The 10,613-nt window shown below is 72.9% G+C and carries 7 protein-coding genes and 1 tRNA gene; 3 read left to right on the plus strand and 5 right to left on the minus strand.

Features of this window, described 5'->3' with window-relative positions:
- From E1266_RS30890 to glnII, 4 genes are all read right to left on the minus strand, one after another.
- On the minus strand, nucleotides 1-4,480 hold a 4,480-nt coding region (locus E1266_RS30890; protein ID WP_207946013.1), incomplete at its 3' end, for a beta-ketoacyl synthase N-terminal-like domain-containing protein.
- A 222-nt stretch (nucleotides 4,481-4,702) separates the two neighbouring features.
- Nucleotides 4,703-5,800, minus strand: a complete 1,098-nt coding sequence (locus E1266_RS30895; RefSeq protein ID WP_132053072.1) for an alpha/beta fold hydrolase — start codon at nucleotides 5,798-5,800, stop codon at nucleotides 4,703-4,705.
- Nucleotides 5,801-6,049: 249 nt separating this feature from the next.
- The gene (locus tag E1266_RS30900) at nucleotides 6,050-6,676 is read right to left on the minus strand and encodes a DUF6069 family protein (protein ID WP_132053074.1); all 627 of its coding nucleotides are present in this window, start codon (nucleotides 6,674-6,676) and stop codon (nucleotides 6,050-6,052) included.
- A gap of 172 nt (nucleotides 6,677-6,848) precedes the next feature.
- On the minus strand, nucleotides 6,849-7,862 hold the full coding sequence (gene glnII, locus E1266_RS30905) for a glutamine synthetase GlnII (RefSeq protein WP_132053076.1): 1,014 nt from the start codon (nucleotides 7,860-7,862) through the stop codon (nucleotides 6,849-6,851).
- A 475-nt stretch (nucleotides 7,863-8,337) separates the two neighbouring features.
- On the opposite strand from glnII, the gene E1266_RS30910 reads away from it, so the two are divergent.
- The 3 genes from E1266_RS30910 (at nucleotide 8,338) to E1266_RS30920 (ending at nucleotide 10,388) form a co-directional block, all read left to right on the plus strand.
- Nucleotides 8,338-8,868 (plus strand): hypothetical protein, encoded by a 531-nt coding sequence (locus E1266_RS30910; RefSeq protein ID WP_132053078.1) that lies wholly within the window; start codon nucleotides 8,338-8,340, stop codon nucleotides 8,866-8,868.
- Between the two features lie 183 nt (nucleotides 8,869-9,051).
- Nucleotides 9,052-9,738 (plus strand): DUF899 family protein, encoded by a 687-nt coding sequence (locus E1266_RS30915; RefSeq protein WP_132053080.1) that lies wholly within the window; start codon nucleotides 9,052-9,054, stop codon nucleotides 9,736-9,738.
- Between the two features lie 383 nt (nucleotides 9,739-10,121).
- Nucleotides 10,122-10,388 carry a hypothetical protein gene (locus E1266_RS30920; RefSeq protein WP_132053082.1) on the plus strand — a complete coding sequence of 89 codons (267 nt, stop codon included), beginning with the start codon at nucleotides 10,122-10,124 and terminating at the stop codon, nucleotides 10,386-10,388.
- 85 nt (nucleotides 10,389-10,473) lie between these two features.
- Here the strand turns inward: E1266_RS30920 and E1266_RS30925 are convergent.
- A tRNA-Val gene (locus E1266_RS30925) sits at nucleotides 10,474-10,545 on the minus strand.
- Between the last annotated feature and the right edge of the window lie 68 nt (nucleotides 10,546-10,613).

A 10,613-nucleotide genomic window follows, 5' to 3' on the forward strand; every position in this document is an offset into this window, starting at 1 on the left:
CTGGGACGGGGGCGGGCGGCATCGCGCCCAGGTGGCGGAGGATGACTTCGCGTTGGGCGGCGATCAGTTCGCGGCCGGTGCGCAGGTACTCCAGGACGGCGGCCTCGGAGGCGCGGTTGAGAGGGCCGGAGATGCGTTCGGCCGGGCGTAGCGCGTTGGGCGGGTAGGTGCCGTCCGCGGCGCGGACGAGGTGGCCGTTCACGAACCAGGCGGGCGCGGCATCGGGCGCGGACGTGAGCGGGTGCGCGCCGCGGCCGGTGAAGAGGGGCAGCGGGTCGACGGAGACACCGCTGGCGGCCAGTTCGGCGAGGCTGTGCAGGAGGTGGGTCAGGCCGTGCTCACCGGGGGCATCGCAGCTTACGGCGGTGTGCGGGCGGTCGCCGAGTATCTCGCCGACGAGGCCGGTCAGGACGTGTCCGGGGCCCGCCTCGATGAAGGTGCGGGCGCCCGCGTCGTACATGGCCTCGATCTGCTCGGCGAAGCGCACCGGCGCGCCGTGCCGTCCGGCCAGGGCGGCGGCGAGGTCGGCTGGGTCGGTGTCGTGCGGGGCGGCCGTCGCGCTGGCCCAGACGGGGAAGGCGGGCGAGCGTAGGTCGCGGGCCTGCAGATCGGCCGCGGCGCTGGAGAGTTCGATCAGGTCGGTGTCGTCGAGGACGCCGGCGGCGCAGAGCGCGACAAGTTCGCCGTGGCCGTGGCCTGCGGCCAAGTCGGGGTGGATGCCCAGCGCGGTCAGCAGGCGGTGGACGGCGAGACCCGCGATGCCGAGGGCGGGACGGGCCACGCGGTCGATCTCCGCGAGCCGGTGGGCGGTCTCGTCCGGTGTGAACGCGGCGGGCGGGAACATCGCCGGGGCGTACCGTCCGCCGGCCAGGCGGAGAAGGCGCTGGAGGCGCGGGAAGGCGACGAAGAGGTCGGCGAGCATGTTCGGCCGCTCGCTGCCCTGGCCGGGGAAGAGGAACGCCACCTGGCCCGCCTCGCCGGAGGGGATGAAGACGCCGGGTGCCGGCTGGAACTCCGCGGCGAGGGTGAGCTTGCGCCGGAGGTCGTCCAGCCCGGTCGCCGCGAAGGCCGCCTGGACGGGCCCCTGGAGAGCGGCGGCCGTCCGGGCGAGGTCGCGGAGCCGGGGTTCGCCGGTGGTGAGTTCAGTGAGGCGGTCGAGCTCGGCGCGGGCGGCGGGACGGTCGGCCGCGCGGATCAGGAACAGCTCGGCCGGCCACTCCGGCAGCCCGGACACCGGCTCGGGCGCGCCGTCGTATCCGGACAGTACGGCGTGGAAGTTCGCGCCGCCGTGACCGAAGGCGCTCAGCCCCGCGTACCGGTCGCGGGGACGGGCCGCCCACGGCCGGGCGGCGCCGCCGAACACGAACGGGCCGTCCGGCTCCCACTCGGGGACGGGACGGGCGAGGTGCGGCGTCCCGGGAAGCACGCCCCGGTACACGGCGTACGCGGTCTTGATGAGGCCGGCGAGCCCCGCGGCGCGGCGGGTGTGGCCGATCTGCGCCTTGACCGATCCGAGCGTGACGCTGCCCGGCACCGCGCCCGTGAACGCCGAGGAAAGGGCGGACAGTTCGGTCTTGTCGTCCACTTCGGCGCCGGTGCCGTGCGTTTCGATCAGTCCGATCGACGCGGGTGCGACGCCCGCGCGTTCGTAGGCGCGGTCAAGCGCGAGGCACTGTCCGTCGGCGCGGGGCGTGGTCAGGCCCTGGGAGCGTCCGTCGCTGGACGCGGCGACGGACTTGACGACGGCGTAGACGCGGTCGCCGTCCCGTTCGGCGTCCGCGAGGCGCTTGAGGACGATGCAGGCGACGCCCTCACCCGGCACGATGCCGTCGGCGGACGCGTCGAACGCGGCGGAGCGGCCGGACGGCGACAGCTCCGGGGAGAGCAGCAGGTAGTCCTGGACGCCGGTGCCCAGGTCGGCGGCTCCGCACAGCACCATGTCGCTGGCACCCAGGGCGAGGTCCTTGCAGGCGGCGTCGAGTGCGGCGAGGGACGCGGCGCCCGCGGCGTCCACGGTGTAGCCGGTCCCCGCGAGGTCGAGGACGTGGGCGATCCGTCCGGCGATCACGTTGGTGAGGACGCCCGCGAGGGTCTCCGCGGCCGGGCGCGGCAGCCGTTCGTCCAGTTCGGCGGGGAGTTCGCCCAGGTAGGACGGGAGCATCGCCCGCAGGCCGTGGGCTGCGGCGAGGTCACCGCCGCCGTCGGCGCCGAAGAAGACGGAGGTCCGGGAGCGGTCGAACGGCCGGTCGGCGTATCCGGCGTCCCGGAGCGCGCGGGAGGCGACCTCCAGCGCGAGGAGCTGGCCCGGGGCGATGCCGCCGAGCGCACCGGGCGGGATGCCGTACGCCTCGGGGTCGAACGGGATGTCGGGGATGAAACCGCCCCACTTGGACGGGGTGCGCCCCTCACCGGACGGGTCGTAGTGGATCTCGGCGTCCCAGCGCGTGACCTCGCTGAGGCAGTCCGCGCCCGCGACGATGTTCGCCCAGTAGCCATCCGCGTCGCGGGCGCCGGGGAACACGCAGCCGATGCCGATGATCGCGACGTCGGCCGGGCGCGGCCGCCGTCCGCCCGGGGCGGGGCGCGTCCCGCCGACGCCCAGTTCGGCCGCGCGGGCCGCGAGGAACGCGGTCGCACCGGCCGTGACCTGCTCGTGGAGCGCGGCGATGCCGGTCGCGGCCGAGCGCAGCGCGGCGGCCTCGCCGAGCACGTACAGGCCCGCGGTCCGCTGCTCGGCGGCGTCGACCGGGCTGGACCGGCGCGTCCCCTTGGCGGCGACGCACAGGCGGGCGAGGTTCAGCTTCTCGAGCCTGCGCCCCACCTCGTCGCCGGACGTCCCGACCTGTTCCAGCTCGCGGCGGGTCTCGGCGAACGTGTCCACGTACGGGGTGCGGGCGCAGCGGGTCACCCGGCCGGCGGACGACTCGAGCAGCGCCGTCCCGTGACAGGCGAGCGCGACGTCCTGGTAGCCCGGCTGGATGGCGCCCGTCGCGACCGCCTCCGTCGTGAACAGGTACCCGGTGCCCATCAGGACGCGGACGTCGGCGCCCCGTTCCGCCAGAGGCCCGGCCAGCGCCGCGACCATGGCCGCGGACCGCTCGTCATGGACGCCGCCCGCGAACATCACCGACAGCTCACCGGCGTCGCCGTCGAACGCCATCAGCCGTTCGACCTGCGCCTCCCACAGCGCGAAGGCGGCGCGCGGCCCGGCGTGCCCGCCGCCTTCGCGGCCCTCGAAGACGAACTTCCGCACGCCCTCGTCCAGGAACCGTTCCAGCAGGCCGGGCGACGGGACGTGGAGATAGGTGCTGATCCCGGCCGCCTCCAGCGCCGCGGCCTCCGCCGCGCACCCGCCCGCGACGAGCGCGTACGGTGGGCCGGCCGCGCGGACCGCGGCGAGCTGAGCCTCGCGGACGTCCGGGGGCGTGAACCCGGCGGGCGCGGCGGCGGCGATTCCGGCCCCCCAGGGCCGTCCGCCGAGCCGGTCGGCGGTCTCGCGCAGCAGCGCCGCGACCTGGTCGCCGTCCATCAGGGCGAGGGCCAGGAACGGCAGGCCGCCCTCCTGCGCGACGGCGCCCGCGAACGCGGAGCTGTCGCTGACGTGGGTCATCGGCGCCTGGACGACCGGGTACGCGCACCCGGCGGCGTCCTCGCGGGGGGCGAGCGGCTCCGCCCGCACGGCGGCCCGCAGGTGCGCGGCGATCTGGTCGCGGATCGCCTGGACCACTCCCCCGGCCGTCTTGTACCGGGCGGCGAGCGCCGCGGCGGACGGCCCGTCCTGCCCCACCCGTCCCCACGGGGCCGTCGTGCCGTCCGGCTCCGACAGCGCGGCCTCGGCCTCGGCGGACGGGTCCGCCTCCCGGACGAGCGCGAGCTGCACGTCGAGGACGACCCCGGCCGCGCCGCCCGCGACCGCCGCCGCGGCCGTGTGCGGCCCGATGCCGCCCGCCGCGTACACCGGGACGTCCACCGACGGGTCGGCCATGAGCCGCTGCAGCAGGACGAACGTGCCGAGGTCACCGGCGCGTCCGCCCGCTTCGGCGCCCCGCGCGATGAGCCCCACGTCCCCGGTGAACCCGCGGGCGACGGGGATGACGGCGGCGGCCTCGTCCGGATCGACGACCTCGACGAGGAGGCGGCGGCCCCGCGCGAACCCGGCGACGTCCAGCGAGTCGTCGGACCGCAGCGCCGGAGCGTCCACCAGGACGGTGTCGGCGGCGGCCGGGAGCTCGGCGGGCCGGACGCGGCAGCCGGCCGGGACGCGGACCCCGAACGGGCCCGTCCACCAGCGGCGCAGGTCCGTGAGGGCGGTGAGCCCGGACGCGCGGTCGGCGCCGAGGTCGAGCACCCCGGTCCCGCCCGCGCGGGCGACCGCCACGGCGAGATGGGACGCGGGACGGCCGAACGGGGTGACCCCGATGATCTCCGGCTGCGGCCGGTTCTCCGGCATCCGCCCGTACTCGCCCGTGTCCGCCGCCATGCAGTGCCCCCCGACGTTCCGCCCGGCCCAGGCCGGCCGCCCGGACCGGCCGCGCGGACCGGCGACGGCCCGGCGCGGCTCGCATCAACGGAGCGTCACACTACGGTCGGCGACCATCGGGTCACCCGGACGACACACCCGAGTGCGCACCGATGGCGACCCCGCAAAGAACTTTGGAACGTCCCTTGACGCGCCGCAGACCGGGCGGTCGCGCAGCGCCGGTCAGACGGGGACGGTGAAGCGCTGCGGCCGGATGCCGTGCCTGACGGTGCCCTCGTCCAGCCAGCGGTCCAGATGCCGCCAGGTCGTCGTCCTGGCGGAGTGCCCGGTCAGTACGCCCAGATGCCCGCCGGTCGCGATCTCGAACCGCACCTGAGGCGCCCCGCCGAGCAGCCGGATGAGGGGCAGGACGGCGCGGACCGGCGCGAGCGCGTCGCCGCGCCCCGCGATGGCCAGCACCGGCACGCGGACATCGCCGAGATCCACTTTTCGGCCGCCGATCTGGACTCCGCCGCGCAGCAGCGCGTTGTCCCGGGAAAGGGTCCGGTAAATCCGTCTTGCGGTGCTTCCTGGGTAGGTGCTCAGCTCGTCGGTGAAATGATCGACCGCCTCGGCCTGCGCCAGGAAATCGGCATTGTCGAGGTGGGTCAGTATTTTGCAAGGACGAAGCATGTACTTGTCTATTCCGGCGACCTGGGAGGCCCGTTTCGCCAGCGGCCGCGGAAGGCCGCCGGACATCAGTCCGAGCACGTCCGCCTCGGCCCCGCGGGTCAGGCCGAGCAGCGGCCGCAGCGCCGCCGCGGGCCGCGCCGCCGCCGTGTCGACGGAGGCGGCGATCACGGCGGCGGACGCGATCGGCAGCCGCGGCCCGGCGGCGGCGGTGAGCAAGGAGAGGAGCCCGCCGAGGCACCAGCCGACGAGTTGGACGGGCTGGCCGCCCGCGTCCCGGTGGACCGCCCGGATCGCCGCGGGCAGCACGTCCGAGACCCATTCTTCGAGGTCGGGCTCGCGGTCCGGGCACCGGAGCGGCCCGTGGTCGAGCAGGTAGCTGAGCCGGCCGGCCCGGACGACGTGCTCGGCGAGGCTGCACCCGCGGCGCAGGTCGTAGCAGCGCGCGGGCGCCCCGGGCGGCGGGACGAACAGCACCGGCGGCCCCGCCGGCACCACCCCCTCCGGCGGCCGGTAGCGGTGCACCGACCGGTGCGGCCCGTCGCCGACCGGCTCCGCCGGCATCGGCCGGAGATCGGCGACATGCCCGTACATCGCCAGCTGGAGGAGATTGAACGTGGCGGCTCGCAGGCCTCGCGGGGAGAGGATCATTTTCGCATTATCCATCCGCATTCGACGCACACGCCGGGCGCGCATTGACCAAGGGCGGCCGCGTCCGAGATGCGGCCCGCTCAGATTATTAATACACTGGTCAGCGCACGGGCGATATCGTCCGCCTGTGAACCCTTCGTTAATTCGGATCGACGGCGCAAGAATTCGGGCCGCCCCTATCGGCGGCGCGCGCCCGCCGGTCCCGGGCGGTGCCGTATGAGGGTCCGCGGCCCCCGCGTCAGCGCGGGATCACCATCCGCCGCGCCCGTCCGGGCCGTCCCCGGAGAACGGGCGCGATCCCGCCACCACGGCGGACAGCAGCACCACCACGGCCGCCCCGCCGGCGAGGTTCATGCCGGACGTCGCGAACGCCGCGTCCAGCGGCCCCTTCAGTGTCAGGGGCACGATCGTCAGCAGCGCGACCGCGATGCCGCCGATCCAAGCGAACGCCCTGACCGGGCGCGCCGACGTCGCCAGCAGCAGATGCATCAGCGCGGTGCCCTGGATCGTCCCCGCGAAGGCGCACAGCGCGTAGCTCGCCGCGGCGGGCTCCGCCGCCGTGTGCTCGCCCGCGAACACCGGGGCCTCCACACCGAACAGCGTGCGCAGCCCGATCACCGCGGCGAACGCCAGCATCGCCCCGCCGAACGCGGCGGCCCCGCCCGTCCACCACAGCGCGCGCAGCGGCGGGTCCGACCGGGCGGCGATCTCCTCGTGCAGCGCGACGAAGTCCTCGTACCGCTGAGCCGGCGCCTCCACCTGGCGCCGCCGCGCGCCGGAGGGGCAGCGGAACGACCGTTCCCAGGGCCGTGCAGAGCGGCCGGCGTGCCTGCCGGGCAGGCCGCCGGAGTACCGCCCGAAAGACGAATCGGGCATCGTTCCCTCCCCCGGTGCGAACGATGAGTTGCTACCCGGCCCCAGAGGGGGGAACTCCCCCAAGCCCACCATTTTGCCGACGTTTGGCCGCGTTGCCGGAACCGGCGGCCCGTCCCGGGAACACGACGGTCCCCGGGGAGGGGGACTCCCCGGGGACCGTGCCGGCTCGGCGTCAGACCTGGCCGGCCTTCTCCAGCGCCGCGCAGCAGGTGCCCGTGATCAGGCGCGCCACCACGTACGGGTCGACGTTGGCGTTCGGCCGCCGGTCCTCGATGTAGCCGCGCTTGTCGACCTCGACCTGCCACGGGATCCGCACCGACGCGCCGCGGTTCGACACGCCGTAGCTGAACTCGCTCCACGGCGCCGTCTCGTGCATGCCGGTCAGCCGCCGCTCGATGTCGGCGCCGTACCCGGCCACGTGCTCCTGCGCCCGCTCCGCGAGCGCCTCGCAGGCCGTGATGATCGCGTCGTACCCCTCGCGCATGGCCCTGGTCGAGAAGTTCGTGTGCGCCCCGGCGCCGTTCCAGTCGCCCTCGACCGGCTTCGGGTCGAGGGTGGCGGACACGCCGTAGTTCTCGGCGACGCGGTAGAGCAGCCACCGCGCGACCCACATGTGGTCGCCGACCTCGAGCGGCCCCGCCGGGCCGATCTGGAACTCCCACTGCCCCGGCATGACCTCGGCGTTGATGCCCGACAGCTTCAGCCCGGCCGCCAGGCACGCGTCCATGTGGGCCTCGACGATCTCGCGTCCGAAGACCTCGTCGGCGCCCACACCGCAGTAGTAGAAGCCCTGCGGCGCCGGGAACCCGCGCTCGGGGAAGCCGAGCGGGCGCCCGTCCTTGAAGAACGTGTACTCCTGCTCGATCCCGTACCAGGACTCCTGCGCCTCGTACTGCTCGGCGATCGGACGCAGCGTGGCCCGCGTGTTGGTCTCGTGAGGCGTCCCGTCCACGAGGAAGACCTCGCACAGCACCAGCTTGTGGTCCCCGCCCCGGATCGGGTCGGGACACGAGAACACCGGCTTGAGGACGCAGTCGGACTTGTCACCGGGAGCCTGGTTCGTGCTGGACCCGTCGAAGCCCCACTCCGGCGGCTCGGCACCGTCGGCCAGGATCCTCGTCTTCGACCGCAGCCGCGCGGTCGGCGCGGTGCCGTCGATCCAGATGTACTCGGCCTTGTAGCTCAACGTGGGTCGTCCCTTCGAGGCGGTGTCAGCACGCCCCAACCTGTCAACCAGGCATTTCGGACCTGTTGCCCATATGTGAACCCCATGTAAACGGGATTCCGGACGGCCGGGGGAGCTCCTCCCGGAGGTGCGACCACGGGGTGTCACGTCGGACGTCCACGGGGCGACCACCACGGGCGGGGTGTGGCCAGGCCAGGCGAACCGCCTGGCAGAGGCGACGACCGGACGTCGACGCCGGAGCGCGCAAACCTCCACATGATCACTACTCATGGACGACGCATGACCGGCGAATCCGTTTACCTGAATCGCAAAATTGACACCCCTCAGCCATTATCGCCTTACCTGAAAATCCCCTCACCAGGCCAGACATCAACGATCACCAACCAATCACAACGTCGCGTGTACTGCCATAGCGCCCGGGTACGCACGAACCCGCTCAAGACAAGACGCAAGAATTCAAAGGAGGAATGCGTCTATGAGAAGGGTTCTTACTAGCCTGTCCGCGATCGCGGTCGCACTGCTGACCGTGCTCGCCCTCACCGCCGCGCCGGCATCGGCCCGCGAGGCACCGGCGCCGCTCGACAGCGTCCCGGTCACCGGTACCGCGGACGACGGATCGACGTTCACCGGGACGGTGACGCCGACCGCCTTCACGTCGCAAGACCGCCAACTGCTGCTCAACGGCACCCTCGACGGCACGATGCGCGACGCGTCCGGCGCGACCACCGGCACCGTGACCGACCAGGCCGTGACGCTCCCCGTCGGCCTGCCCTCCGCCAGCTGCCCGATCCTGGACCTGACCCTCGGGCCGCTGGACCTCGACCTCCTGGGACTGACGGTCCACCTCGACCGGGTCGTCCTGGACATCACGGCCGTCTCCGGCCCCGGCAAGCTGCTCGGCAACCTGCTGTGCGCCATCGCCGGCATCCTCGACGGCCCCGGCGACCTGGGCCTGCTCCCGGCCCTCCTCGCCCAGCTGAACGCACTCCTCGGCCTGGGCCGATGACCACACCGCGACAGCCCAGCCAGAAGGGCTGACGCACCCACATGGACACGTCCCCTCGTCCCGGCTCCCGGGGCGAGGGGACGTGGCGTCCGACATGGCCGAGGTCCTCGATGACCGATGAGTTTGGCCGGCGGGCATGGTCCACCTGTACAGACCGCAGAACACCAAAGCTGGAGGTGCCCAATGACCGCCCAGGCGCTACCGCACGTCGTCGACACCGAGACCTGGCAACGCCACCTAGACGACCTGCGCGCCCGAGAGAAGGCCGCGACCCGCGAACTCGACGCGATCGCCGCCCAGCGTCGCCGGATGCCGATGGTCGAGATGCCCGACTACACCCTGGAGGGCGAGAAGGGGCCGGTCCGGCTGGTCGACATTTTCGACGGCAAGTCGCAGCTGATCGTCTACAACCACATGTGGTTCCCCGGCGAGCAGTGGCAGTGCGACGGCTGCACGGGGCTGACCTCGCAGTTCACGCGGCCGGACTTCCTGGACGCGTACGACGCCAGGTTCGTCATCGTCACCCAGGGGCCGATCGACGAGGCCCTCGCCTATAAGCACAGGGTCGGGAACAAGATGACCTGGTACTCCACCGCGAACAGCCCGTTCGGCGCCGACGTCGACGCACCCCCGAACGGCGGCTTCGCGTTCAACGTGTTCCTGCGCGACGGCGACACCGTCTACCGCACCTGGCACACCACCGGCCGCGGCGCCGAGCAGCTCACCCACACGTTCGCGCTGGTCGACGTCCTGCCGTACGGCCGCCAGGAGGAGTGGCAGGACTCCCCCGAGGGCTGGCCCCAGTCCCCCACCTACAGCCGCTGGCCAAGCTCCCAGGAAATCGCCACCCGCTACGGCCCGAACACGTAACAAGCCCACCGGTCACCTGAGACCGGCCGAGCGACTATCTCCGATGACGAGTCATCCAAATATGTGAGCCCGGAGTAGGCGCCAACTCGGCGTCAAGGCGTTCCCGCCACCCCTCATCGGCCAAACCGGCGGCGACAAGCAAATCCCGCCCGTTTGTAAGCCCCTGCGCGACCGCCTCATCCAAGCTACGCAGATCCCCCCCGAGCGAGGACGAGAGCAGCCACCTGAATACGCTCGACCGCCACCGAGGTACGCGCCTCAGACGGGGTGTCGAACGACCTGACGCCGCGCTCCATCGTCCACGGGGCTTGCCGGTGCGACGAGGCGATGATGAACTGCGGGCAATCATTGATCCCGCCTAGGTTCGGACTGGGGCCAACCGCTTGAAGGACGAACAGCCTTCGACCACGGGCACATGCGTGGCGTGCAAGCGGGTCTTCGAGTTCGATGCTCAGAGCGTCCTGACCGTCCTCATCGACCCCGAGACTGGTTTGCCGCCGGGCATGACCGTCGTGGGCTCGTTGCGACAAGCGACGCCTGAAGCCGTCGCCCGGTCCACCGACGAGCCGGTATGCCCGCAATGTGTCACCAGAGCGCGGCAGTACCACGTGATGAACGGCACCTCGCCCATCTGGGGCACCTGGCCGTAGGTCCCCTGGCAGCCGCGCAGCCGGTTACTCGCTAACAAGATCAAAGGCCATGGTCCGCGAGTGCGGATCATGGCCTCTACCTGGGTGGGCGCGGCAGGTTTCGAACCTGCGGCCACTCGCTTGTAAGGCGAGTGCTCTACCCCTGAGCTACGCGCCCGGTGTTGACGGGAAAGCGTACCCGGTCGGTTGGGGGCATCGCGAAACGGACGGGTTCGGGGAGGGTTC

The organism is Actinomadura sp. 7K534 (assembly GCF_004348575.1).
GTDB lineage: Bacteria > Actinomycetota > Actinomycetes > Streptosporangiales > Streptosporangiaceae > Spirillospora > Spirillospora livida.

Coding starts and splice junctions, on each gene's coding strand:
- E1266_RS30895 (WP_132053072.1), bottom strand. CDS start 5,800: ATGATCCTCTCCCCGCGAGGCCTGCGAGCCGCCACGTTCAATCTCCTC.
- E1266_RS30900 (WP_132053074.1), bottom strand. CDS start 6,676: ATGCCCGATTCGTCTTTCGGGCGGTACTCCGGCGGCCTGCCCGGCAGG.
- E1266_RS30910 (WP_132053078.1), top strand. CDS start 8,338: ATGAGAAGGGTTCTTACTAGCCTGTCCGCGATCGCGGTCGCACTGCTG.
- E1266_RS30915 (WP_132053080.1), top strand. CDS start 9,052: ATGACCGCCCAGGCGCTACCGCACGTCGTCGACACCGAGACCTGGCAA.